18 protein-coding genes and 3 pseudogenes are annotated in these 23942 nt (G+C 67.0%); 5 read left to right on the forward strand and 16 right to left on the reverse strand.

What is annotated here, in order from left to right; translation table 11 throughout:
* Positions 1-7: 7 nt before the first annotated feature.
* From I3K84_RS13430 to rsmA, 3 genes are all read left to right on the forward strand, one after another.
* Positions 8-2461 (forward strand): LPS-assembly protein LptD, encoded by a 2454-nt coding sequence (locus tag I3K84_RS13430; protein WP_196994736.1) that lies wholly within the window; start codon positions 8-10, stop codon positions 2459-2461.
* 63 nt (positions 2462-2524) lie between these two features.
* Positions 2525-3922 (forward strand): peptidylprolyl isomerase, encoded by a 1398-nt coding sequence (locus tag I3K84_RS13435; protein ID WP_370567743.1) that lies wholly within the window; start codon positions 2525-2527, stop codon positions 3920-3922.
* On the forward strand, positions 3919-4680 hold the full coding sequence (gene rsmA, locus I3K84_RS13440) for a 16S rRNA (adenine(1518)-N(6)/adenine(1519)-N(6))-dimethyltransferase RsmA (protein WP_011807187.1): 762 nt from the start codon (positions 3919-3921) through the stop codon (positions 4678-4680). Before I3K84_RS13435 ends, rsmA begins: the two co-directional genes overlap by 4 nt.
* A 294-nt stretch (positions 4681-4974) precedes the next feature.
* On the opposite strand, the gene I3K84_RS13450 is transcribed toward rsmA, so the two are convergent.
* The 9 genes and pseudogenes from I3K84_RS13450 to I3K84_RS13490 all read right to left on the reverse strand — a co-directional run.
* Positions 4975-5400, reverse strand: coding sequence for a barstar family protein (locus I3K84_RS13450; RefSeq protein ID WP_011807186.1), 426 nt, complete (start codon positions 5398-5400; stop codon positions 4975-4977).
* A gap of 139 nt (positions 5401-5539) precedes the next feature.
* Complete coding sequence (locus I3K84_RS13455) at positions 5540-5944, reverse strand: ribonuclease domain-containing protein (RefSeq protein WP_011807185.1); 405 nt, start codon at positions 5942-5944, stop codon at positions 5540-5542.
* 154 nt (positions 5945-6098) lie between these two features.
* Entirely contained in the window at positions 6099-8408 is a 2310-nt protein-coding gene (locus I3K84_RS13460) for an NADP-dependent malic enzyme (RefSeq protein WP_015914674.1), read from the reverse strand.
* Between the two features lie 105 nt (positions 8409-8513).
* Entirely contained in the window at positions 8514-10037 is a 1524-nt protein-coding gene (locus tag I3K84_RS13465; protein WP_196994738.1) for a M81 family metallopeptidase, read from the reverse strand.
* Positions 10034-11290: a Zn-dependent hydrolase gene (locus tag I3K84_RS13470; RefSeq protein ID WP_196994739.1), complete on the reverse strand. Its 1257-nt coding sequence runs from the start codon at positions 11288-11290 to the stop codon at positions 10034-10036. Before I3K84_RS13470 ends, I3K84_RS13465 begins: the two co-directional genes overlap by 4 nt.
* A gap of 80 nt (positions 11291-11370) precedes the next feature.
* On the reverse strand, positions 11371-12078 hold the full coding sequence (locus I3K84_RS13475) for an ABC transporter ATP-binding protein (RefSeq protein ID WP_196994740.1): 708 nt from the start codon (positions 12076-12078) through the stop codon (positions 11371-11373).
* Positions 12075-12853: pseudogene (locus tag I3K84_RS13480) on the reverse strand (ABC transporter ATP-binding protein). The gene I3K84_RS13475 and the pseudogene I3K84_RS13480 overlap by 4 nt, the downstream one beginning before the upstream one ends.
* Positions 12850-13857 (reverse strand): annotated as a pseudogene (locus I3K84_RS13485) (branched-chain amino acid ABC transporter permease). Before I3K84_RS13485 ends, I3K84_RS13480 begins: the two co-directional pseudogenes overlap by 4 nt.
* An 11-nt stretch (positions 13858-13868) precedes the next feature.
* Positions 13869-14342: pseudogene (locus I3K84_RS13490) on the reverse strand (branched-chain amino acid ABC transporter permease); the annotation flags it as partial.
* A gap of 212 nt (positions 14343-14554) precedes the next feature.
* On the opposite strand from I3K84_RS13490, the gene I3K84_RS13495 reads away from it, so the two are divergent.
* A complete protein-coding gene (locus I3K84_RS13495; RefSeq protein ID WP_196994741.1) occupies positions 14555-15061 on the forward strand; it encodes an ureidoglycolate lyase in 507 nt (168 codons plus the stop codon).
* Positions 15062-15147: 86 nt separating this feature from the next.
* On the opposite strand, the gene I3K84_RS13500 is transcribed toward I3K84_RS13495, so the two are convergent.
* The gene (locus I3K84_RS13500; protein WP_196994742.1) at positions 15148-16539 is read right to left on the reverse strand and encodes an IS701 family transposase; all 1392 of its coding nucleotides are present in this window, start codon (positions 16537-16539) and stop codon (positions 15148-15150) included.
* 144 nt (positions 16540-16683) lie between these two features.
* On the opposite strand from I3K84_RS13500, the gene I3K84_RS13505 reads away from it, so the two are divergent.
* Complete coding sequence (locus tag I3K84_RS13505; RefSeq protein ID WP_011803559.1) at positions 16684-17772, forward strand: IS5-like element ISDisp1 family transposase; 1089 nt, start codon at positions 16684-16686, stop codon at positions 17770-17772.
* A 290-nt stretch (positions 17773-18062) separates the two neighbouring features.
* Here the strand turns inward: I3K84_RS13505 and I3K84_RS13510 are convergent.
* From I3K84_RS13510 to I3K84_RS13535, 6 genes are all read right to left on the reverse strand, one after another.
* Positions 18063-19047 (reverse strand): IS5 family transposase gene (locus I3K84_RS13510; RefSeq protein WP_196994743.1). Its coding sequence is split into 2 segments (ribosomal slippage): positions 18063-18752 and positions 18754-19047, totalling 984 coding nucleotides; the frame shifts between segments, so codons are not numbered across the junction.
* Positions 19048-19098: 51 nt separating this feature from the next.
* Positions 19099-19389: a hypothetical protein gene (locus I3K84_RS13515; protein ID WP_196994744.1), complete on the reverse strand. Its 291-nt coding sequence runs from the start codon at positions 19387-19389 to the stop codon at positions 19099-19101.
* Positions 19386-20273: an SPFH domain-containing protein gene (locus I3K84_RS13520; protein ID WP_231403329.1), complete on the reverse strand. Its 888-nt coding sequence runs from the start codon at positions 20271-20273 to the stop codon at positions 19386-19388. The genes I3K84_RS13515 and I3K84_RS13520 overlap by 4 nt, the downstream gene beginning before the upstream one ends.
* A gap of 270 nt (positions 20274-20543) precedes the next feature.
* Positions 20544-21728, reverse strand: a complete 1185-nt coding sequence (locus I3K84_RS13525; protein ID WP_196994745.1) for an amidase — start codon at positions 21726-21728, stop codon at positions 20544-20546.
* Between the two features lie 157 nt (positions 21729-21885).
* Positions 21886-22890: an ABC transporter ATP-binding protein gene (locus tag I3K84_RS13530; RefSeq protein ID WP_196994746.1), complete on the reverse strand. Its 1005-nt coding sequence runs from the start codon at positions 22888-22890 to the stop codon at positions 21886-21888.
* Positions 22891-22905: 15 nt separating this feature from the next.
* On the reverse strand, positions 22906-23940 hold the full coding sequence (locus I3K84_RS13535; protein ID WP_196994747.1) for an ABC transporter ATP-binding protein: 1035 nt from the start codon (positions 23938-23940) through the stop codon (positions 22906-22908).
* Between the last annotated feature and the right edge of the window lie 2 nt (positions 23941-23942).

Here is a 23942-nt window from a genome sequence, read left to right on the forward strand (position 1 = left end):
GCAATCCATGGATCGTCTCCCCTTGCCCCACGCCCTGCACGTCCCGACGCACCGCCCATTCGCCGCGCACCTGCCTCCGCGCCGCATGCTGGCGCGGCTGGCGGCCCTGATGCTGTGCGGCGTGCCACTGGCCGTGCTGGCCCAGGCACAGCCCGCGGCGGACGCTGTCCCGACCGAGCCTGCGCCGGCGCTGCGCTCCAGCCCGCGCCTGCAGGAGGTGCTGCCCTACGGCATCCGCCAGCAACTGCCGGTGTTCGTGCGCGGAGACCGCGTGACGGGCCAACCGGACATCCAGGCCACGATCGAGGGCAACGCCGAGCTGCGCCGCGGCGACACGGTGGTGCATGCCGACCGCATGCAATACGACGTGGCCGATGACCGCGCGCGCGCCAGCGGCAACGTGCTCATCAACCGCGCGGGCAACCGGTATGAAGGCTCGCAGCTGGACCTGCGCGTGGAGGCCTTCACCGGCTTCTTCAGCGACGCGCGCTACCGCTTCCTGGAGACCGCGGCGCATGGCCAGGCCTCGCGCGTGGACTTCCTCGACCGCGACCGTTCCGTGGTGCACAACGCCACCTACACCACCTGCGAGCGCACCGACGAGGCCAGCTGGCAGCCCGACTGGATCCTGCGCGCCGAGCGCATCCACCTGGACCGCGTGGAGGACGTGGGCACGGCCGAGAATGGCGTGCTGGAGTTCAAGGGCGTGCCGGTGCTGCCGATTCCGCGCATCACCTTCCCGCTGTCGGACCGGCGCAAGTCCGGCCTGCTGCCGCCCACGCTCGGGCTGGACAGCGTCAGCGGCTTCGAGTACGCGCAGCCGTACTACTGGAACATCGCGCCCAACCGCGACGCCACCATCACGCCTACGGTCATGACGCGGCGCGGCGTGGCCCTGGGCACGGAGTTCCGCTACCTGGAGCCGCGCTACAGCGGCGAGCTGACGGCCGACTACATGCCCAACGACCGGCTGCGCGACCGCGACCGCTGGGCCTACGGCATCAAGCACCGCGCTACCTTTGACACGCCCGCAGGCGGCGTGGGACTGGGCATCGACATCAAGCGCGTGAGCGACGACAACTATTGGCGCGACTTCTCCCAGCGCAACAGTGGCCGCAGCGGCGTGAACGACCAGCTCACCCAGCGCCTGCTGCCGGGCGACGCGACGCTGAACTGGGCGCGCGGCGAGCATTCGCTGCTGCTGCGCACCCTCAAGTGGCAAACGCTGCAGGACGTGAACGCGCCCATCATCCCGCCCTACGACCGCATGCCGCAGCTGCGCTGGGAGTACCGGCCGCTGCAGCTGGCCGGCGGGCTGGATGCGAGTGTCGAGGCCGACTACACCAGCTTTCACGCCGACCGCGCCTACACCGGCCAGCCCAACGCCAAGCGCAGCTACACCATGGCGCAGGTCAGCCGGCCGTTCCTGGCGCCGGCGGGTTTCATCACACCGCGCGTGCAGCTGCACAGCACGCACTACGAGTTCGATGCGCCGCTGGCCAACGGCCAGCGCACCGCCAGCCGCACGCTGCCCACGTTCAGCCTGGACAGCGGCCTGGTGTTCGAGCGCGACGCCCGCTATTTCGGCCGCGACTTCCTGCAGACCCTGGAGCCGCGCGCCTTCTATACCTACACCCCGTACCGCGACCAGCGCCTGCTGCCGATCTACGACACCGCGGTGAACGACTTCAACTTCGCGTCGATCTACACCGAGAACGCCTTTGGCGGACAGGACCGGCTGGCCGACAACAACCTGCTCACGCTGGGCGTGACCACGCGCCTGCTCGACCCCGACACCGGCGCCGAGGCCGTGCGCTTCGGCGTGGCACAGCGCGTGCGCTTTTCCGACCAGGAAGTCACCATGCCCGGCGGCTCGCCGGTGAACGAGCGGCTGTCGGACGTGCTGCTGGGCGCGGGCATCAACTGGACGCCGCAGTGGGGCTTCGACTCCACGGTGCAATACAACCCCAAGACCGGCCGGTCCCTGCGCACCACGGTGGGGGCGCGCTATTCGCCCGGCAACTACCGCACGGTGAGCGCGGCCTACCGCATGCAGAAGGTCACCGGCCTGATCACCGAGCCCAGCGAGCAGATCGACGTGGGCTGGCAGTGGCCGCTCAACGACCTGTGGGGCGACCGCGGCGACAAGCCCTCCTCTGCCGGGGGGCGCTGGTACAGCGTGGGGCGGCTGAACTACAGCCTGCAGGACCGCAAACTGGTGGACACCGTGGTGGGCCTGGAGTACGAGAGCTGCTGCTGGATCGGCCGCGTGGTGCTGGAGCGCCTGCAGCGCAGCGTCACGTCGTCCAACACCCGGCTCATGTTCCAGATCGAATTCATCGGCTTCTCGCGCCTGTCGCTGGGCTCCAACCCGCTGTCCAGCCTCAAGCAGAATGTGCCGCGCTACCAGTTCCTGCGCGAAAGCGTGTCCACCCCCAGCCGCTTCACCCAGTACGATTGATCGCCTTGCGCGCCGCCCCGCTTTGGGGACGCGCCGCCTTGCACCATGAATTTGCACCACGCCATGAAACACCGTGCCTTGACCCTGGGCCTGGTCTGCCTGACCGCCGTCGCACCGCTGGTGCCCATGAGCGCCCATGCGCAGGGGCTGCGCCCATCGGCCTCCGGCCAGCCGCGCCTGCCCTCCGCAGCGACGCTGCTGCCGCCGGCCGGGGCGACGGCCTCCAACGCGCCGCGGCAGGCGGATTACATCGTCGCCGTGGTCAATTCCGAGCCCATCACCAACAACGAGGTGCGCCAGCGCACCGAGCGCGTGGTGCAGCAGATCGCCAGCCAGGGCGGCAAGGTTCCGCCGCAGGAGCTGCTGGCCAAGGAGGTGCTGGAGCGCCTGATCCTGGAGAAGATCCAGGTGCAGCAGGCCAAGGAGACCGGCATCAAGGTGGACGACTATGCCGTCAGCCAGGCCGAGCAGTCGGTGGCGCGGCAGAACAGCATCAGCGTGGACGAAATGCACCGGCGCCTGGCTGCCGATGGCATCAGCAAGGAGCGCTTTCGCGAAGAACTGCGCAACCAGCTGCTGGCGCTGCGCCTGCGCGAGCGCGACGTGGAGTCGCGCGTGCGTGTGAGCGACCTGGAGGTGGACCAGTACCTGCGCGAGCAGCGGCAGGCCGCCGGCCCGGGCAAGCTGGAACTCAACCTGGGCCACATCCTGGTGAAAGTGCCTGAGAACGCCGGCCCGGACGAGGTGGCCCAGCGCTCGGCGCGCGCACAGGAGGCGCTGGCCAAGGTGCAGGCGGGCGGCGACTTTGGCGCCGTGGCGCGCGAGTATTCCGATGCGCCCGAAGGCGCCAACGGCGGACTGCTGGGCCTGCGCCCGGCCGACCGCTATCCCGAGTTGTTCGTGAACGCCACGCAGCAAGCCAGCGTGGGCAGCGTGGTCGGCCCGGTGCGTTCGCCCGCGGGCTTTCACATCCTGAAGGTGGTGGACAAGACCCAGAGCGGCGTGCCCACCACGGCCGTGCAGAGCCACGCGCGCCACATTCTGCTGCGCACCAATGCCAACCTGTCGGAACGCCAGGCGGCCGAGCGGCTGGAGGATCTGCGCGATCGCGTCGCGCGCGGCGGCGCCGACTTCGCGGCGCTGGCACGCGAGTATTCGCAGGACGGCAGCGCCAAGGACGGCGGCGACCTGGGTTGGGCATCGCCCGGGCGCTACGTGCCCGAATTCGAAGAGGCGCTCAATGCCCTGCGCCCTGGCGAGATCAGCCGTCCCGTGGTGTCGCGCTTTGGGGTGCACCTGATCCAGCTGCTGGAGCGCCGCGAGGCCAAGCTCACCCAGCGCGAGCAGCGTGAAATGGTGCGCGACACCGTGCGCGAAAAGAAGCTCGACGAGGCCTTCGCCACCTGGATCCAGGAAGCCCGGGGTCGGGCCTACGTGGAATACCGCGACGCTCCGCAATGAAGCACATCCCGCGCAAGCGCTTCGGTCAGCACTTCCTGAGCGACCAGGGCATCATCGATGCGATCGTGCGCGCCATCGCGCCCGAGCCCGGGCAGCCCATGGTGGAGATCGGCCCGGGGCTGGCGGCGCTGACCCAGCCGCTGGTTGAACGCCTGGGCCGGCTCACAGTGGTCGAACTGGACCGCGACCTGGCCGCGCGGCTGCGTCAGCACGGGCAGCTCGATGTCATCGAGTCCGATGTGCTGAAAGTAGACTTTGCGCAGGTAGCGCAAGCGCTGAATGCTTCCAAAATAAGAGTAGTCGGCAACCTCCCCTACAACATCTCCACGCCCATCCTGTTCCATCTGCTGGCGCACGTGCGGGTCATTGCGGACCAGCATTTCATGCTGCAAAAGGAAGTCATCGACCGCATGGTGGCCGCGCCGGCGACCAGCGCCTATGGCCGGCTGTCGGTGATGCTGCAATGGCGCTACGCCATGGAGAACGTGCTGTTCGTGCCGCCCGAGAGCTTCGACCCGCCGCCGCGCGTGGACAGTGCGGTGGTGCGCATGGTGCCGCACGAAGCGCCCGAGGCGCTGTCGATGCCCGTGCTGGAGGAGTTGGTGCAGGTGGCCTTCAGCCAGCGGCGCAAGCTGTTGCGCCACACGCTGGGCCGCTGGCTCGAAGCGCGGCAGTTTGCCGGCACGTTCGACACCCAGCGCCGGGCCGAGGAGGTGCCGGTGAGCGAGTACGTCGCATTGGCGCAGGAGTGCTCCTGAAATAGGAGCTGCTCGCGCTTATCAGTAAGGTGCTAGCGCCCGATTTGATTCAAAGCGCAAAACCGTGACCGGCCGGGGCAGGGCTGCGGCCGGTCATGCTTCATCACGCGGCCGTGAGCCAGTAGCCAGCGTTGAAGGGGCTGCTCATGCGCAGCGCCATGGGGGAGACGTCCACCAGCTTGTCGGTGGGCATCTTCTCGCCCACGGGATCGATCGCGATCTCTATGGCCTGGGAGGCAGCACTGCCGTGCTCCTCCTGCGCCCGTTCCGCCTGGCCGGCGGTTGCAGAACGGGCTACAGAAAAGAATAGAAGCAGCGGAACGGGATCTTGCGGTCGCCCCAGTAGTCGGCGGCATCGCGGAAGATGTCCAGCAGCTGCTCCCGGGCTTCCTTGTCGAACTTGGCCGTGATCGGGATCTGCTCCAGCACCACGATGAAGCCCGGCTGCGGGCCCGACTTGTGCAGCGGATCGGTCATGCAGTCGTACAGCGCGTCGAAGTTCTTGCCGAAGTGCGCCGGGAAGGTGAACTGCGTGGCGATCAGGTCCAGGATGTCCTGCTTGGACTGCGCATGTGCCAGGTTGGCATACAGGAAGTGGTGGCCCATGGCGCGCGCCGTGTCCTGCAGGTCGTGCACCCGGAAGGCACGGATCGACTGCACGATATTGGGGCGCACACCGCGCAGAAGCGTTTCCTGGTCTTTACGAAGTGGCGTTTCCATCTCCGTTGCTCTTTCTTTTAGAGGTCCACGAATAGAAGTATCCGACAGCCTGGCGAAGGCGGCTAGCGGAAGAAAAACCGTTGGTGCGATGCATCAGGGGCCTTGCCAGGGGATTTGCCGCAAGGGGCATTCCTGGCGTTCATTCCCTGATTTCTCGAAAGCTCGCGTAATGGTCGCTGGTGAAATAGCAGGCGTCCGGTGTGCGGGGAGCGCCCCCGCACACGATGCGCCGCGCTCCCCGGTGGCGCACGCCGGGCGTGCGCACCGTGTATTCGCGGTAATAGCCGCGTTTCTTCAGGGGGAGCAGACGCTCACGGTTGCCGAATACCGAACCATCCTTGTCGTACGGGAACGGCCCACCCTCATGGATCAGCGCATAGGTGGCCCGCCCCTGCGGGGGGAGCTCAGCCAGCGAGATGGGAGGATTGGCGGCAGTGTCAGGGAGCTGCCGCGCGGACACCACCACGGGCGCAAGCGTGACCGCAGCACCCAGAACGCACGCCCCCATTGCCTTGTACGCCCGGATGGCGACAGCCTGCAACATCCACTACACCTTTCAGAAACTACGGGTTAACCCGAAATTTCGACCCGCTAGTGTGACAAAAAGGCGCACATAAGGCAAGCGCCTGCCCAAAAAATGGGCAGGAACGAAGGGCAATTGTCAGCGCCCACTCGTAGAGCGGCGCTTGTCATGGCCGTTATCGGGCCGCGTTGGCATCCGCCACGGTGAGGGCGGTCATGTTGACGATGCGGCGCACCGTGGCGCTGGCGGTGAGAATGTGCACCGGCTCGGCCGCGCCCAGCAGCACCGGGCCAATGGCGATATTGCCGCCAGCGGCGGTCTTGAGCAGGTTGTAGGAGATGTTGGCCGCGTCGATGTTGGGCATGACCAGCAGGTTGGCGTCGCCCGCCAGCGTGCCATGGGGCATGAGGGCCGAGCGGGCCTTGCCGTCCAGCGCCACGTCGCCGTGCATTTCGCCGTCCACCTCCAGCCAGGGCGCCTGTACGCGCAGCAGGTCCAGCGTCTGGCGCATCTTCACCGCGCTGGGTTGGTTGCTGGACCCGAAGTTGGAGTGCGACAGCAACGCTGCCTTGGGCTTGATGCCGAAGCGCATCATCTCCTCGGCCGCCATGATCGTGATCTCGGCGAGCTGCTCGGCCGTGGGGTCGTAGTTCACATGGGTGTCCACCACGAACACCTGGCGATCGGGCAGCAGCAGGCCGTTCATGCAGGCGTAGGTGTTCACGCCGGCGCGCTTGCCGATCACCTGGTCGATGTACTGCAGATGGTGCGATGTGTGGCCCCAGGTGCCGCAGATCAGGCCGTCCACCTCGCCCTTGTGCAACAGCATCGAGCCGATCAGCGTCAGGCGCCGGCGCATCTCGATCTTGGCGATGGGCACCGTCACGCCCTTGCGCTCGGTCATGCGGTGGTAGGTTTGCCAGAAGTCGCGGTAGCGGTGGTCCTGCTCCACGTTGACCACGTCGTAGTCCTGGCCCTCTTTCAGGCGCAAGCCGAATTTCTCGATGCGCTGGGCGATGATGGCCGGGCGGCCGATGAGCGTGGGGCGCGCGATCTTCTCGTCCACCACGATCTGCGCGGCGCGCAGCACGCGCTCTTCCTCGCCCTCGGAGAAGGCTACGCGCTTCTTGGGAGCCACCTTGGCCGCCGTGAAGATCGGCTTCATCGTGGTGCCGGACGCGTAGACGAAGGTCTGCAGATGGTCGCGGTAGGCGTCCATGTCGGCCACGGGGCGCTGGGCCACGCCGCTGTCGGCCGCGGCCTGCGCCACCGCCGGTGCGATCTTCATCATCAGGCGCGGGTCGAACGGCTTGGGAATCAGGTAGTCCGGGCCGAAGGCCAGCGGCTCGCCGACATAGGCGGCAGCCACCACTTCGCTTTGCTCGGCCTGGGCCAGCTCGGCGATGGCATGAACGGCGGCGATCTCCATCTCGGTGGTGATCGTCGTGGCGCCGCAGTCCAGCGCGCCGCGGAAGATGTACGGGAAGCACAGGACGTTGTTGACCTGGTTCGGATAGTCGGTGCGGCCGGTGGCGATGATGGCGTCGTCGCGGACCGCCTTCACGTCTTCGGGCGAGATCTCGGGGTTGGGGTTGGCCAGCGCGAAGATCAGCGGGCGCGCGTTCATCTTGCGGACCATGTCTTGCTTGAGCACGCCGCCGGCCGACAGGCCGAGGAACACGTCGGCACCTTCGATCACCTCCGCCAGCGTGCGGGCGGACGTCTTCTGGGCGTATTGCACCTTGTCCTCGTCCATGAGCTCGGTGCGTCCTTCGTAGACCACGCCGGCCAGGTCGGTCACCCAGATGTTCTCCCGTGGAATGCCCAGCTTGACCAGCAGGCCCAGGCAGGCCAACGCGGCCGCGCCGGCGCCCGAGGTCACGAGCTTGATCTTCTTGGGGTCCTTGCCGGCCACCTTCAGGCCGTTGAGGATGGCGGCGCCCACGACGATGGCCGTGCCGTGCTGATCGTCATGGAATACCGGAATGCTCATGCGCTCGCGCAGCTTGCGCTCGATGTAGAAGCAGTCCGGGGCCTTGATGTCTTCCAGGTTGATGCCGCCGAACGTGGGTTCCAGCGAGGCAATGATCTCGATGAGCTTGTCCGGGTCCTTCTCGTTGATCTCGATGTCGAACACATCGATGCCCGAGAACTTCTTGAACAGGACGCCCTTGCCTTCCATCACCGGCTTGCCGGCCAGCGGGCCGATATCGCCCAGGCCCAGCACGGCCGTGCCGTTGGTCACCACGCCGACCAGGTTGCCGCGGGCGGTGTAGCGGAAGGCAGCGGCGGGGTCCTTGACGATCTCTTCGCAGGGCGCGGCCACGCCGGGGGAATAGGCCAGTGCCAAGTCATGCTGATTGACCATCTGCTTGGTCGCAGCAATCGTGATCTTGCCGGGCTGGGGAAACTCGTGATATTCGAGTGCGGCACGACGCAGCAGGGCGCGCTTGTCGGTAGGGTTGTGGGCCGTGTTGTCGGACATCAAGCGTCTCCAATCGTCAGCGAAGGCATGGCCGACGTGGCGGCATGCGAGCACTGCGCCCCGTCGGCGGTATGTAAGGGGAGCCGATTGTAGGACGCGAGGCTGTCAGTCTGCCGTCAAGTGAAACACTTGTGATCGCAGTGCAGGCAGTTCCATGTGCCGGTGTTCACGCCGGATCGAGCGGGTATACCGGCGCACCCGCTTGAAAGGGAACCGCGCATAGTCCGATGTGGTTACGCCCGGGCTGTCGCACTCGACGAGGCCCTCGGAAAGGGGCGTGAACACGGGCCGGCAGTACATCCGTGACTTGAGCAGCAGGAACCGGAAGCGCGTGGGATCCAGCCCCACGCAGTGGAACACACCGAGGTCCCACGGCTCATGGGTCTGCTCGGACACCACGATCTGCGCGCTACCGGTATCGAACAGCACCGTGCGCCCCATGTGGCAGCGCTGGCCCGTGTAGATCGGGCCCGTGACGGTGTAGCTGCCATCGCTCACGGCGCGCACCGTGCCGTGCAGGCGCAGTGGCTTCTTGTGCAGGCCGATGCGGTCGAGTGGCACCTTGTTGCCAAGGTCGACGTCCACCTCGCCACCCTCGCCGGCTGCGATGAGCCGGGCCACGGCCTCCGGGTCGCACAGAGGCCCCATGGCGATGCCGGTGAGGCCCCGCTCCAGCGCGGCCTGCAGCACGTCCATGGTGTCGCAGGTGCCGCCTGACATGCAGTTGTCGCCGTGGTCGAGCAGCAGCACGGGGCGGGTGGCGCCTTGTGCCATGTCCTGCGCGCGGCGCAGAGAGTCTTCCAATGGGTCGCTGCGGTAGACATATTCCGTCCGCCGCTGCCATATTTGCCGCGCCAGCCCGTCTACGGCATCCTGGGTGGCGGCCGCATCCTCCGCGCGGCAGGTGGCGACGACGCTCACGCAGGGTGCCTCGATGTCGGCCAGCGAGAAGCCGCCGAACACGGAGACAGCGGGCAGCCCGCTACGTTCGAGGCCGCGCGCGGCCTCCACGGCATCGCGCATCGGGCCCTCAAGCGTGGTGCTGCGCAGCGTGTGGCTCATGAGCGGCAGGCGGTGCCAACACACGCGAAAGTGCGCCTCGCCGCGCAGCATCTGCAGCAGCAGGCGACCTGCGTGCTCTCCGGTTTCGTACATGTCGATGTGCGGGTAGGTCTTGAAGCCCACCATCACGTCGGCGCTCTGCACCATCTGCTCGGTGATGTTGCCATGCAGGTCCAATGCCACGCCTATAGGCACGCCGGGCGCTGCAGCGCGCACGCGCGCGAGCAGATCGCCCTCCCCATCGTCGGTGTGCTCGGCCACCATCGCGCCGTGCAGGTCGAGCAGGATGGCATCGGAGCCGGGAGCTGCCTCGACGATGCTGCGCGTGAGCTCGTCGTAGGCCTTCGCGTGCACGGGACCGCTGGGGTTGGCCGTGGCGGACACGGGCGTGACCAGCGTGGCCCCCATACCCTCGGCCAGGTCGATGAAGGCCGCCATGGCCGTGCGCATGCGCTTGTTGGCGCGCAAGGCCTCCTCGCCAAAAGCCGGCGAGAACGCCTCCAGCGGTGTGGGCACGGGCGAGAAGGTGTTGGTCTCGTGGTTGAGCCGCGCAATCAGGATCTTCATGCCACCACCCCGGCACTGGCGAGCATGGCACGCAGCAGCACGTTGCATCCGGCTTCCAGGTGGGCGGGATCTGCGTCTTCGATCTCGTTGTGGCTGATGCCGTCTGCGCAGGGCACGAAGATCATCGCCGCGGGCGCCACACGCGCCACATAGACTGCGTCATGGCCCGCTCCGCTCACCACATCCATGCTGCTGTAGCCCAGGTCCGCGGCGTTGGCGCGCACGGCCTCCACCAGGTGCGGCGTGAACGGCTGCGGCGGGAAGTACACCACCTGCTCCACGTCGATGGCCAGGCCGCGCTCTGCGGCGATGCGCGCGCAGGCGGCGCGCAGCGCGGCATCCATGTCCAGCAGTTGGGCGTCGTCGGGCGCGCGCAGGTCCACGCTGAGTTTCACGCGCCCCGGGATCACGTTGCGCGAGTTGGGGTGCACCTCCAGTGAGCCCACGGTGCCGCGCGCATGCGGCAGGCGGTCCAGGGCGATGCGGTTGACCTCGGCCACCAGCGCACTCGCGGCCAGCAGCGCATCCTGGCGCAATTCCATGGGCGTGGGGCCGGCATGCGCCTCCATGCCCTGCACGGTGACGTCATACCAGCGCTGGCCCAGCGCGGCCTGCACCACGCCGATCACGCGTTCGTGGTTCTCCAGCACGGGGCCTTGCTCGATGTGCGCCTCGAAGTAGGCCCCCACGGCGGGTGCTGCGCTGGCTTGGCCCGCGTAGCCGATCGCGGCGAGGGCTTCGGCCACGCTCACGCCCTGGGCGTCTCGCTGGGCGAGCGCATGCTCCAGCGTGAAGGCGCCCGCGAACACGCCCGAGCCCATCATCACGGGCACGAATCGTGAGCCTTCCTCGTTGGTCCACACGGCCACCTCGATGGGTGCGCGGGTGCGCACGCCGGCGGCATTCAGCGTGCGTACCACCTCCAGGCCGGCCATCACGCCGTAGTTGCCGTCGAACTTGCCGCCGGTGGGCTGGGTGTCGATGTGGCTGCCGGTCATCACCGGCGGCAGGCTGTCGTCCTCGCCCACGCGTCGCGCGAAGATGTTGCCGATGGCGTCCACGCGGATGCTGCAGCCGGCCTCGCGCGCCCACTGCACAAAGAGGTCGCGGCCCTGCCGGTCCAGGTCGGTGAGGGCGATGCGGCACACGCCACCTTTGGGGGTGCCGCCGATGCGCGCGAGGTCCATCAGCGATTGCCACAGGCGTGCGCCGTCGATGCGCAGCGCGGTGGCGGGGGATGTTTGCATGTCCATGAGAGAGTCCTTCACAGCTGTTCGCAGCGCGATGCGGCCTCCGCGTTTGCTGGGCGGGCCGCAGGGGCTGCCGTTGGATGTCAGGCCATGCCCACGCCGAGGTAGCGGTCCTTCACGGCGTCGTCCGCCAGGAAGTCCGCGTTGCTGGCCTCGTGCACGATGGCACCCTGTTCGATGACGTAGTGGCGGTCGGCGAGCTGGGTGCAGACCTCAAGGTTCTGCTCTACCAGCAGGATGGATACGCCCGCGGCCTTGATGGTCTGGAGCTGGGCCACGATCTCCTCGACGATCACGGGCGCCAGTCCCTCCACAGGCTCGTCCAGCATCAGCAGGCGCGGCGCGTTCATGAGCGCGCGCCCGATGGCCAGCATCTGCTGCTCGCCGCCCGAGAGCTGGCCACCGCCATTGGCGCGGCGCTCCTTGAGGCGCGGAAAGATGCGATAGACGTCGGGCAGCTGCCAGGGCGAATGCTTGCGCTGGCCCAGTAACAGGTTCTCTTCTACCGTGAGCAGCTTGAAGATGCCCCGGTGCTCCGGCACCAGGCAGATGCCGCGTTGTGCCACCAGATGGGTGGCCAGCTGGTGCACGGGCTCGCCGCTGAAGCGCACTTGCCCCTGCGTGGGCGCCATCACGCCGGCGATGGTCTTGAGCGTGGTGGTCTTGCCCGCCCCGTTGCGGCCCAGCAGCGTGACGAGCTCGCCGTCGCCGACATGCAGCGACACGCCCTGCAGCACATGGCTTTTGCCGTAATGCGCGTGAACGGACTCCACGGACAGCAATGTCTTCATGCCTTGCCTCCGGTGATCATGTTGCCCAGGTAGGCGCTGCGCACACGCTCGTCGTTGCGGATTTCGTGCGGCAGGCCTTCGGCGAACACACGGCCTTGCTGCATCACGGTGATGGTGTCGGAGATGTCCATGACGATGCCCATGTTGTGTTCGATGAGCACCACGGTGTGCTCGTCCTTGAGGCCCTGGATCAGCCGCTTCATCTCGTCGAGGTCGTCGATGCCATGCCCGATGTCGGCTCGTCGAGGAAGATCGCCTTCGGGCGCGCGGCCAGCGCCATGCCCACCTCCAGGCGCCGCTGCTGGCCGTGCGAGAGATTGCCGGCGGGTGTGTCGGCTTAGCGCGTGAGGCCCAGGCGCTCAAGCACGCTGGCCACCGTGTTGGCGCAGGAGCGCCGGCCCTCGGGGGCGTTCCAGCAGTCCAGCGCCTTCTTGGGGGCCACGCCCTGGGTGGCCAGGCGCAGGTTCTCGCGCACTGGCAGGGTGAGGAACAGACTCGTGACCTGGAACGAGCGCGCCATGCCCCGGCGCACGCGCCGGTGGTCGGGCTCGCGCGTCACGTCGTGGCCATCGAACAGGATGCGCCCGCCGCTCACCTGCTTGGTCCCCGTGAGCATGTGGAACAGCGTGGTCTTGCCCGCCCCGTTGGGGCCGATCACCGAATGCACGGTGTTGGCGCGCACCTTGAGGTTCACGCCGCCCAGGGCGACGAACTTGTCGTAGCGTTTCTCGACGCCCTGGGCTTCGAGCAGGATGGGGGATGCGGTGGCGCTCATGCCTGGCCTCCCTGGGTGTTGGCCTGGGACGCCGCCCCGTTGCGTCGTGCGTCGGCCCCGCCGCCCTTGCGGCGCAGCAGGCTCCAGAGGGACTCGCCCAGGCCCCACAGGCCACGCTGCAGCCCCAGGCTGACGACCATCAGCACCACGCCCAACAGCAGCAGCCAGCGCGGCCACAGCGTGGAGAGCCAGTCGCCCAGCAGCACATAGAACGCCGCGCCCAGCACCGAGGCCAGCAGGTTGCCCGTGCCGCCGATCACGGTCATCACGAGGATCATCTCGCTCGTGTGGTATTCGGCATTGGACAGCGGCGCGATGCCGGTCATCATGGCGTGCAGCGCGCCGGCCAGGCCGGTGACGGCGCCCGAGATCACGAAGGCCTGCAGCTTGAGCAGGCGCAGGTCGTAGCCCACGGCCGCGGCGCGCTCCTCGTTGTCGCGCACGGCCAGCAGCGTGCGGCCGAACACCGAGTCGCACACGCGGCGCAGCAGCCAGAACGCCGCAAGAAACAGCACCGCGACAAAGCCGTAGTACTGCCAGGGCGAGTCCAGGGGCCACAGCGTCTGGCCGGCCACGGCCAGCGAGGGACGCGGAATGTCGAGCAGGCCGTTGTCGCCGCCCGTGAGGCCCGTGGCGGTGTAGGCCAGAAAATAGAACATCTGCGCGAACGCGAGCGTGAGCATCACGAATTAGGTGCCGCGCTGGCGGATGGCCACCCAGCCCACGATGGCTGCACCCGCGGCGCCCATGGCCACAGCGGCCAGCAGCGCCAGCGGCATGGGCAAGGTTCAGCGCGTGAGCAGCAGCGCGATGGTGTAGCTGCCCAGCCCGAAGAAGATGCCCTGCCCGAACGACAGCAGGCCGGTGTAGCCCAGCAGCAGGTTGCAGCCCATGGCGGCGAGCCCGAAGATCAGCACTTCGCTCGCGAGCGAGCCCGACTGCATGCACAGCGGCATGGCGACCACGATCGCCAGCGCGAGAAGGAAATGGGAATGTCTGGACATGTTCATCGTGTTCATCCTTTGCGGCCCAGCAGGCCGTGGGGGCGCAGCAGGAGCACGGCAGCCATGGCCACGTAGATCATGAGGCGAGCACCTTCGGGCCACAGCGTGCTCATCACGCTCTGCACGATGCCGATGAGCAGGCCGCCCACGAGCGCGCCGCCGAAGCTGCCCAACCCGCCCACGACCACGATCACGAAGGCCACGCCCAGGGCCTCGATGCCCATGAACGGCTCGGCGCCGCGGATCGGCGCGGCGAGCACGCCCGCCAGGGCCGCCGTGGCCGCGCCCAGGGCGAACACCAGGCTGAAGATGCGCAGCACGTTCAGTCCGAGCAGCGAGACCATCTCGGTCGACTCGCTGCCGGCGCGCACCGCGCTGCCCAGGCGCGTGCCTTCGAGCACCCACCACAGCAGTACCGCAAGCACGGCGGTGAAGCCGATTACGAACAGCCGGTACTTCGGATAGACGAAGCTGCCCCACATCAAAGCTATCCAGGTCCATGGCGGCGCGGCTCATGGAGCCCAGTTCCACCACACGCACGAAGTAGCGCAGTTGGCGCAGTTCCATAGGTGGCTCACAGTGAAGACAGAAAACGGGGGCGCGATGCCCCCGCACCAGCCGGCATGGTAGCGGCCCCGCAGGGGCGACGCCGTGCACGGCCCGCATGGCGTGGCATTGCGCTTGCTTATCTGCGGGCATGCCTGACCTGATCCTGACCCCCGAACCCCTGACGCCTGCGCGCTTTGCCCCCTTTGGCCAGGTGGTGGCCGTGCAGGGGCAGTCGCCCGCGCTGCCCGCCTGGCCCATCAATGGTGGCAACGCCATGCGGCATGAGCTGCTGGCCGACCTGCAGCTGACGGCCGAGGGCGGCGTGCCCATGCTGGCGCTGTTCAGCGCTCAGGCGCGGCAGTTTCCCCTGCCCGTGACCGAGCTGGAGCGCCATGCCCTGGGCAGCCAGACCTTTGTGCCGCTGGGCACGCAGCGCTTTGTGGTCGTGGTGGCCCGCCCCGGGCCGGCCCCCCAGGCGGGCGAGCTGCAGGCGTTTGTGACTGACGGCCGCCAGGGCGTGGTGCTGGCACCGGGGACCTGGCACCATGCCCTGCTGGCGGTGGAGGGCGGGGATTTTGTGGTGGTGGAGCGGCGCGCGGCGGCGGTGGATTGCGAGGTCTGCTGCCTGGACCCAGGCGTGCAACTGCGACTCTAGCGCCCCGGCTCCCATAAAAAAGCGCCCACAGGGGGCGCTGGTGGGGGCGGCGGTGCCTAGTCTTACTGTGTCATAAAAGTAGTTTTTCACTCATGCTGATGCGGCCGCAGCAAGGGCACTGTCCCAGACGGTCTATGAGTGCGTAACTCAGCAGATGACGCAAGCTTGTGATCGAGTTGTCCACGTGCCGCTGTGCGCGCAGGCCTGCCTCTGGGGATGTAATCTTGGGGAACGGCAGGCACTTGGCGTTCGATGAAGTTTTTTTTACCCCCGGCAGGCTTGTCGGCGATAAGTCGCTCGCTCATCAAGAAGGCGTAGGCTGCGATGCTCAAGCTCGCATGGTGGTGGAACCCTCGCCAGCCGCGCCCCTCGTAATGCCCCAAGCCGAAGTCCTGCTTGAGGTCTTGGTAGTCGCGCTCGATACGCCAACGCTGGTAGGCGCAGCTGACCAAATCGTTCAAGGCAGTGCTCTCGGGCAGCGTTGACAGGATGTATTTGACTGGCTCGGCCTGCTCCACTGGCCACTCGATGAGCAACCACTCTTGCGGGCGCAGACTCGCCTTGCCAGCATTGCCACCAGCGTGACGCACCCGCACCGCTGCGAACCGTCCCGTGAGTGGCGCGTTGGTGCCCTCGCGCCAACTGATTGTCTGGAACGCCTGCGCCGGTAACGACAAAGCCAGGGCCTTGACGCTCATCGGTTGCAACTGAGCGGTGCGCCTTGGCGTCACTGGGGGCCTGCCTTTGCCGCTGTAGGTCTCAGGTGGCAGTGGCTCGACGCCAGGGGGCCAGACTACGACCGCTGAGGTCACCCCCACCGCATAGTGCAACCCCATGTCGCTGAGCGCCTGCCGGAACGCGGTGTCCACGCCGTAGCCTGCATCAGCCAACACGCAGTGTCGGGGTGCACCCTCGCTCAGCAGGGTGCGCAACTGATGCAAGGCAATCTGTGTCTTGGTCGCAAAGCGAACCGACTCTGGTACGCCTGTGCGCTTGCGTCGCTCAGCGTCTTGCGCCCAGTCCTGGGGCAAATAGAGCTGCCATGCCACAGGAATGCTGCCTTGATCGCAAGCCAGCGAGACGCTCACCGCCACCTGGCAGTTGTCCTGTTTTCCAGGCATGTCGCAGTATTGACGGGCTACGCCCACCGAGTGCACGCCCTTTTTGGGAAAGCCCGTGTCGTCGATGATCCACCAGCCTCCTCGGCTGAAATCCATGTGTGGCACAACCCACTGGCAGACCCGGCGCAGAACTTCGACATCGGACCATTGGGCCTTAGCCACAAAGTGATGAAGTGCTTGGTGCCTTGCACTGGCATGAAGCGGATCCACCCGCGCGGCCATGGGCTCCACACTCTTTCGCGATAGTGGCAGCATCAAACCTGTGCAATAACCCTTGAGACCTGCGTGGCGATCTGCGTGTCCTAGCGCCCGCGACAAATGCGCCATGTACTGGTCAAACCGTTCACTCGCACTCATCGTCCCTCACAAAAAGAATTGGGAGGATTCATGATGCCACATTTATGACACAGTAGGACTAGCAGGCCGTTGAAAAATCCCCCGCCGACGCCCGCGTTGGCCGCTACGATCTGAAGCCATCGGTGAACGACCCAGACGAGGACGATGAGAGGCAGTCAAGATTTCCAGGGGGCGATGTTCAGCTACATCAGCCTTGAAGAGCGCGTGCCGCAGGCACACCCGCTGCGCAAGTTGCGCGCGGTGGTTGATGCGCTGCTGGCAACCATGAACCGCGAGTTCGAAGCGGTGTACGCCCGCCGTGGCCGCCCATCGGTGCCACCGGAGATGCTGCTCAAGGCCTTGCTGCTGCAGATCCTGTTCTCCATCCGCAGCGAGCGCCAGTTGGTCGAAGCGATCAACTACAACCTGCTGTACCGCTGGTTCGTGGGCCTGAACATCGAAGACAAGGTCTGGGACCACTCCACTTTCAGCGCCAACCGCGAACGTCTGTTCAACGAAGACCTCGCCCGCGCCTTCTTCGAGCGCGTCAAGCTCAGTGCCCAGTGGGGCAAGCTCGCCAGCGACGAGCACTTCAGCGTGGACGGCACGCTCATTGACGCCTGGGCCTCGCACAAGAGCTTCAAGCGCAAAGACGACGACAGCGGCACGCCGCCTGGGCGCAACCCCGAGGTGGACTTCAAGGGGCAGGAGCGCTGCAACGACACCCACGAGAGCACCACGGACGCCGATGCCCGGCTGTTCAAGAAGAGCCAGGGCGACAAATCCCGCCTGTGCCACATGGGGCACATCCTCATGGAGAACCGCAACGGGCTGATCGTGGATGTCGAGATCACCCACGCCAGCGGCACGGCCGAGCGCGAGGCGGCGCTGGCCATGTTGGAGCGTCGGGGCAACAGGAACAAACGGGCCACGGTCGGTGCCGACAAGGGCTACGACAGCAAGGCCTTCATCAAAGGCTGCAGAAAGCTCAAAGTCACGCCCCACGTGGCGGCCAAGGACAAACACTCGGCGGTGGATGCGCGAGTGACACGGCACGAGGGCTACAAGACCAGCCTGAAGGTGCGCAAGCGCATCGAAGAGGCCTTTGGCTGGATCAAGACCGTCGGTGGTCTGGCAAAGACCAAGCTGATCGGTCAGGCCAAGCTCACGGGCCAGGCGCTGCTGTGCTTTGCCACCTACAACCTTGTGCGAATGGGCAGCATCGGCGGCTGGTGGGACGCGCATCATGCGTGAGCCCAGGGATACGTGCGCCCGAAATGGGCGGGAGGGCCTGCAAACCGGCCAGATGGGCCGTTGCAATCGCTGCGCAGACGCGTCTGGGCAGCTCGTGTCTTCGCACTCAGCGTCCCTGATGCGTTCGAAAAGCACTTTTTCAACGGCCTGCTAGGGAAGGTCTGCACAACACCCGGCGCTGCGTGAGTTGATGCATCCGATTTCAGATGATGGCGATATCTGGCTCACGAGGTCCGCTTTCAGGCCGATTTCGCCCTGATTCACGGCCCTCTGGCCGCATTTGGACGCACTCATCCCCGCATCTCCTGCAGCAACGTGCGGCGCACCATCCACAGGTTGGACAGCGCAAACAGCGTGTGCAGCTGCGCCGTGTTCTTGGCCAGTCCCCGATAGCGCACCTTCACATGCCCGAACCGGCGCTTGATCACCCTGAAAGGGTGTTCGACCTTGGCCCGGATGCGCGCCTTGATCTGCTCCAGCTGGTCCAGGATGGCGCCCATCGGCGTGCTCTTGTCCAGCACCTTGCGCTTGCCCGGCCGCATGGCCACGTGCCAGTTGACGTTGATCTCTTGCGTCTCTTCCCGCTTGCCAACGCCCTGGTAACCCGAGTCGGCAAAGACATCGGTTTCCGCTCCGTGCACCAACGCATGCGCCTGCGTCACGTCGTTGACGTTGGCCGCCGTGCCCACCACCGTGTGCACCAGGCCCGAGTCTGCGTCGACCCCGATGTGGGCCTTCATCCCGAAGTGCCACTGGTTGCCCTTCTTGGTCTGGTGCATCTCGGGGTCGCGTTCGCCGCTGCTGTTCTTGGTCGAGCTCGGCGCTGCAATGAGCGTGGCATCGACCACCGTCCCGCTCTTGAGCAGCAGGCCCTTGGCAGCCAGCGTGGCGTTGACAGTGGCCAGGATCTGCAAGCTCAGGTTGTGAGCTTCGAGCAGGTGGCGAAACCGAAGAATGGTGCTCTCGTCGGGCAGGTTGTCTTTCCCCGGCATCCAGCCCCACGAACTCACGGAACAGCGCCATGTCGTACAGCGCCTCTTCCATGGCCGGGTCCGAGAGGTTGAACCACTGCTGCAGGAAGTGAATGCGCAGCATGGTCTCCACGGCAAACGGTGGGCGTCCGCCCTTGGCGCCAGGAGCTGGTGCGTGCGGCGCGATCAACGACACCAGCTCGGCCCAGGGCACCACCAGGTTCATCTCGTCCAGGAACTCGCGCTTGCGAGTCCTCTTGGTTTTGCGCTCGAATCCGCTCTCGCCCAGGCTCATCTGTTTCATACCGCCACTGTCTCACATCGGGCGCTGGCGCCGAGGTTGTGCAGACCTTCCCTAGGGCTTGAAGTCCAGCCCCTGCTGCACTGCATCGCGCATGCGCTGGTCGCGCTCGTCACCGGGCATGGGCTTGCGGTTGCGGTCCTCGATCTGGGCGTCCGACTCTCCAAACACTGGCGGGGGCGAGCGCGTGATCTCGCCTTTGGGCAGGTAGGAGGGCTGGGCCTGGAAGTACAGCAGCAAAGCGGCGCAGGTGGCGGCGGCGATCCAGCGGTTCTTGCGCTTCCAGCTTAGACCGAAGCCGATGGCGGCGATCAAAAAGGGCAGGAGGTTGAGCAGCAGGATCATTTGGCGATGCTCACCATGGGCACGCTGTCCCCCAGCGTGGTGGTGGGCAGCTGGCCGTTCCACTTCTCGATCCAGGCGCGGTCATTTTCCAGCTTGCGCAGCTGCAGCACGCGGGCATCGACGGACTGGGCCAGCACCGATTGCGACATGGCTTCGGTTTCGGCCTTTTCCTTGTCGATGGCGCGCTGCAGCCGGGCTTCCTGCAGTTCACGCTCCAGCTGGGCCTTGGAAATCGCCAGCTGGGCCTCTTCCTTCTGGATGGCTTCCCGGCGCTCGGCCGCCGACTCCTGGGCATCGGTGATGATCTTGGGGTATTTCAGGTTGGTGATGCCGACAAAGCGCACCGAGAACGGCGTCAGCGACTCGATGGCCTTGCCCAGCTGCAGGCGCAGGTCGGCGTTGATCTTTTCATTGCTGGAGGCGATCTCGCTGATCGAGAGCTTGCTCAGGTACTCGCGCACCTCGGCCTGGATGATCTGGCTGGCATAGGTGCGGTACACCTGCTCGTTGGCAATCGTCGAGACATGCTCCGAAATCTCGGTGGGGGCGATCGCATTGAACAGCTCTGCCGTCTTCTTGGGGTTGATGCTCAGCGTCGCGCGGATGGTCACCTCCAGGTTCAGCTTGTCTTCGGGGATGAAGATGCTCATGGCCTCCTGGTAGGCCTTGTCGGAGACATCCAGCAGCACCAGTCGGTCGCAGTAGGCCCAGCACTTGCCCAGCCGGAATTTGGAGGTGGGGATCAGGTTGTCCTGGTAGCCATCCTTGGTCATGATCTTGCCGATGTGGGCCGGTGGCACCTCGACCTTCTGGCCGCATGCAGCCAGGGTCACCACGGTGGCGACAGCGGCCAGCATCTTCGTGTACTGCGTCAGTTTGCTCATTCTCGTCCGCCTCCTTTGCGGCATCGTGCTGGTGCTTGTGCCCGGGTGGGGGGGCACAGCCTCTGTGCACCAGCATGGGGCATGTATCACACCACAGTTTTGCGGCGCCACGGCGCAGGGGCACCGCTGAGCAAGCCCCAGCTGCGCCCATCGTGTGGGCCAGATCAAACATGTGCCGGATGGCCCGTGGGCGCAGCGCACGCCGGTGCCAGCCCACGACGCAACAGCCCCGCGGCCATGGCCTGCGGGGCTGTGGTGCAGGGCGGGGCCTCAGGCCGTGGCGGCCAGCTGCTGCGCCATGGCGATCAGGCTGCGGTCGCTGCCGGCGGGGCCCAGCAGCGAAATGCCCAGTGGCGCGCCCTGGCGGCCGGCCAGGGGCAGCGAGATTTGCGGAAAGCCCGACAGCCCGGCGATGCACAGCATCTGCACGGCCTGGTTGCGGTAGTCCTCCAGCGCGGCTTCATCGGTGCTGCGCAGCGGGGCGATGTCGGGCATGGAGGGCATGACCAGCACGCCGTCCGGGCCCAGCAACTGGGCCAGGTGGGCAGTGAAGCGCGCACGGAAGGCCTGGGCCTGTTCGACTTGGGCGTCGGTGACGTCCCGGGACCAGGCAAAGCGTTCCTTCACGCCGGGGCCCAGCACGGGGGCGTAGCGTTCAATGAAGGCGCCGTCGGTCATCCAGGCTTCGCGGCCCTGGAGGTAGCGGAAGCTCCAGTACATGGCCTCAAAGCTGTCCAGCGCCACGGTGGTGGGCGCAGCTTCGCCGTACACGGCCTGGACCTGGGCCCGCGCGCCGTCCCAGGCGGGCCGCACGTCGGGGGCGATCAGGCCCCAAAGGTCGGTGGGCAGCAGCAGGCGTGGCCGGGCGGGCAGCGGGGCGGGGTCGGCACCCAGCAGCACGTCGCCGACGCGGGCGAAAGTGGTGGCGTCGCGGGCGAACCAGCCGCAGGTGTCGTAGCTGTGGCACAGCGCCAGGGCCGATTGCAGGCTGACGCGGCCGTGCGTGGGGCGGATGCCGTACAGCCCGCAGTGGCTGGCCGGCGCACGCACTGAGCCACCGGTGTCGGTGCCCAGCGCAAAGTCGCACAGTCGGCTGGACACGGCCGATGCCGAACCCGAGGACGAGCCGCCGGCGATGCGCTCCGGCGCCGCGCCGTTGAGCGGCGCGCCGAAGTGGGCGTTGTTGCCGTTCATGGAAAAGGCCAGCTCGTCGGTGACGGTCTTGCCGGCGAAGGCGGCGCCGGCGTCCAGCAGCCGTTGCACGGTGGGCGCGGTGTGGGTCTTGGTGCCAGACATGGCCAGCACCAGCGGGTTGCCGCCGCCCGTGGGGTAGCCGGCCACGTCGAACAGGTCCTTGACGCCGAAGTACAGGCCGCTGAGCGGGCCGGTGCTGGCGTGGGGCACGGGCACGTCGGGATAGGGCACGAAGGCGTGGGCAGGATCGTTCAAGGGCATGGCAGGCTTTCCAGAGGACAGGGATACAGACAACGAGCACGTGAAAACAGGAGCGCATGGCGCGCGCCCACTCGGTATTTCCAGGCGAAAAGGCTTGGAAAGTGCAGTTGGATGAGCGCCAGCTGCTCTTTTTTATGCAGGGGTACCACGCAGGCGTTCAGGCCGCCAGCGGTTGCGCAGCGTGCCGCGCGGCTTCGTCGGTGCGCACGCAGCGCGCCAGGTGGCCGGGGGCGATCTCCAGCGCGGCGGGCACGTCCTGCAGGCAGGCGTCGGTGGCCCAGCGGCAGCGTGGGGCAAAGGCGCAACCGGGGGGAATGGCCGTCAGGTCGGGCGGCGCACCGGGGATGGTCTGCAGCGGCTGGCCGCGTTCCATGGCACCGTGCGAGCGGCTTTGCAGCAGGGCCATGGTGTAGGGGTGGCACGGGTGGTGGATCAGCTGCTCGGCCGTGCCTTCCTCGACGATGCGCCCGGCGTACATCACAGCAATGCGGTCGGCCACCTCCACGGCGGCGCCGATGTCGTGCGTGACGAAGATGATGCCCAGGCCCAGGTCGCGCTGCAGCTCGCGCAGCAGCAGCAGGATCTGGATCTGCACCGTGGCGTCCAGGGCGGTGGTGGGCTCGTCGGCCAGCAGCACCTGCGGGTTGCAGGCCAGGGCCAGGGCGATCATGGCGCGCTGGCGCATGCCGCCCGACATTTCGTGCGGATAGGCCTTGAGGCGCTGCGCCGGGCTGGGGATGCTGACGCGCTCGAACAGCTGCAGCGCGCGCGCTTCGGCCTCGGCCTTGCTGGTCTGGGGTTCGTGGCGGCGGATGGCCTCGACGATCTGCGCGCCCACGGGGTAGACGGGGTCCAGGGCCAGCAGCGGGTCCTGGAAGATCATGGCGCAGGTCTTGCCGCGAAAGCCGGGCAGCTCGCGCTCGCGCAGGGCCAGCACGTCATGGCCGGCCACCTGCACCTTGCCCTGCATGGACGTCTTGCGCTCGGGGTGCAGGCGCAGCAGGGTGCGCAGGGTGACGCTTTTGCCCGAACCCGATTCGCCGATCAGGGCCACGGCTTCGCCCGGGCGCACGGACAGGCTCACGCCGCTGACGGCCTGCACCGGTTTCTTGCCGCCGGTGAACTGGATGTTCAGGTCTTCGATCTGTACCAAGGGGGTCATGGTCGTCTCCGGGGTTCAAGCCGCCAGGGCGGGCTGATCGGCCGTGGCCAGGGGGTGGCCACTGCTGAATTCGTGCACCAGGCAGCGCGCGTGGTGGTGCAGCTGCACGTCCGAGATCGTGGGCACGCGCTCGGCGCACACCGCGGCGGCCTGCGGGCAGCGCGGGTGAAAGCGGCAGCCCGTGGGCGGGTTGATGGGGTTGGGCGGGTCGCCCGCCAGTGGCGCACGCTGGGTGCGGTGGGCGGGGTCCATGGATGGCACGGACGACAGCAGCGCCTTGGTGTAGGGGTGGGCGGGCTGGGCGAACAGGCTGTCCGAAGGCCCGATCTCGGCCACCTGGCCCAGGTACATCACCATCACCCGGTCGCTGATGTAGTGCACCACGCCCAGGTCGTGGCTGATGAAGACATAGGTCAGGCCGAACTCGCGCTTGAGGTCGGACAGCAGGTTCAGCACCTGGGCCTCGACCGATTTGTCCAGGGCGGAGACGGCCTCGTCCAGGATCACCATGCGCGGCTGCAGGGCCAGCGCGCGGGCGATGTTGATGCGCTGGCGCTGGCCGCCGGACAGCTCGTGCGGGTAACGCTCGGCAAACCGGCTGGGGGCCAGGCCCACGCGGTCCATCAGGTGGTGGGTGCGGGCGATGGCTTCCTTTTTGGATACGCCATGCACCTGGGGGCCGAAGGCGATGGAGTCCTCGATGGTCAGGCGCGGGTTCAGCGAGGCATAGCTGTCCTGGAACACCATCTGCACCTGGCGGCGGAATTCCTTGAGCGGCAGGTCGCGTGAGCCCACGGTGCGGCCGTCGAAGATCAGCTCGCCCGCCGTGGGGTCCATCAGGTGCATCAGCAGGCGGGCGGTGGTGGATTTGCCGCAGCCGGATTCGCCGACCACGCCCAGGGTTTCGCCCTTGAGCACTTCAAAGTCCACGCCATCGACGGCGCGCACGGTGGCGCCGTTTTTCAGTGGAAAGTGCTTGGTCAGGCCACGGATGGTGAGCAGGGGTTGGGCAGGGCCGCCCACGTCGGGAAGGGTGGTGTGCAAGCGCATGG

The sequence above is a fragment of the Diaphorobacter sp. JS3051 genome (assembly GCF_015832135.1).
Lineage (GTDB): Bacteria > Pseudomonadota > Gammaproteobacteria > Burkholderiales > Burkholderiaceae_C > Diaphorobacter > Diaphorobacter nitroreducens.

Bases quoted from the DNA above. Each gene is read 5' to 3' on its own strand.
- I3K84_RS13430 (WP_196994736.1), top strand. From the start codon at position 8: ATGGATCGTCTCCCCTTGCCCCACGCCCTGCACGTCCCGACGCACCGC.
- I3K84_RS13435 (WP_370567743.1), top strand. From the start codon at position 2,525: ATGAAACACCGTGCCTTGACCCTGGGCCTGGTCTGCCTGACCGCCGTC.
- rsmA (WP_011807187.1), top strand. From the start codon at position 3,919: ATGAAGCACATCCCGCGCAAGCGCTTCGGTCAGCACTTCCTGAGCGAC.
- I3K84_RS13450 (WP_011807186.1), bottom strand. From the start codon at position 5,400: ATGGAAACGCCACTTCGTAAAGACCAGGAAACGCTTCTGCGCGGTGTG.
- I3K84_RS13455 (WP_011807185.1), bottom strand. From the start codon at position 5,944: ATGTTGCAGGCTGTCGCCATCCGGGCGTACAAGGCAATGGGGGCGTGC.
- I3K84_RS13460 (WP_015914674.1), bottom strand. From the start codon at position 8,408: ATGTCCGACAACACGGCCCACAACCCTACCGACAAGCGCGCCCTGCTG.
- I3K84_RS13465 (WP_196994738.1), bottom strand. From the start codon at position 10,037: ATGAAGATCCTGATTGCGCGGCTCAACCACGAGACCAACACCTTCTCG.
- I3K84_RS13470 (WP_196994739.1), bottom strand. From the start codon at position 11,290: ATGGACATGCAAACATCCCCCGCCACCGCGCTGCGCATCGACGGCGCA.
- I3K84_RS13475 (WP_196994740.1), bottom strand. From the start codon at position 12,078: ATGAAGACATTGCTGTCCGTGGAGTCCGTTCACGCGCATTACGGCAAA.
- I3K84_RS13495 (WP_196994741.1), top strand. From the start codon at position 14,555: ATGCCTGACCTGATCCTGACCCCCGAACCCCTGACGCCTGCGCGCTTT.
- I3K84_RS13500 (WP_196994742.1), bottom strand. From the start codon at position 16,539: ATGAGTGCGAGTGAACGGTTTGACCAGTACATGGCGCATTTGTCGCGG.
- I3K84_RS13505 (WP_011803559.1), top strand. From the start codon at position 16,684: ATGAGAGGCAGTCAAGATTTCCAGGGGGCGATGTTCAGCTACATCAGC.
- I3K84_RS13515 (WP_196994744.1), bottom strand. From the start codon at position 19,389: ATGATCCTGCTGCTCAACCTCCTGCCCTTTTTGATCGCCGCCATCGGC.
- I3K84_RS13520 (WP_231403329.1), bottom strand. From the start codon at position 20,273: ATGAGCAAACTGACGCAGTACACGAAGATGCTGGCCGCTGTCGCCACC.
- I3K84_RS13525 (WP_196994745.1), bottom strand. From the start codon at position 21,728: ATGCCCTTGAACGATCCTGCCCACGCCTTCGTGCCCTATCCCGACGTG.
- I3K84_RS13530 (WP_196994746.1), bottom strand. From the start codon at position 22,890: ATGACCCCCTTGGTACAGATCGAAGACCTGAACATCCAGTTCACCGGC.
- I3K84_RS13535 (WP_196994747.1), bottom strand. From the start codon at position 23,940: ATGCGCTTGCACACCACCCTTCCCGACGTGGGCGGCCCTGCCCAACCC.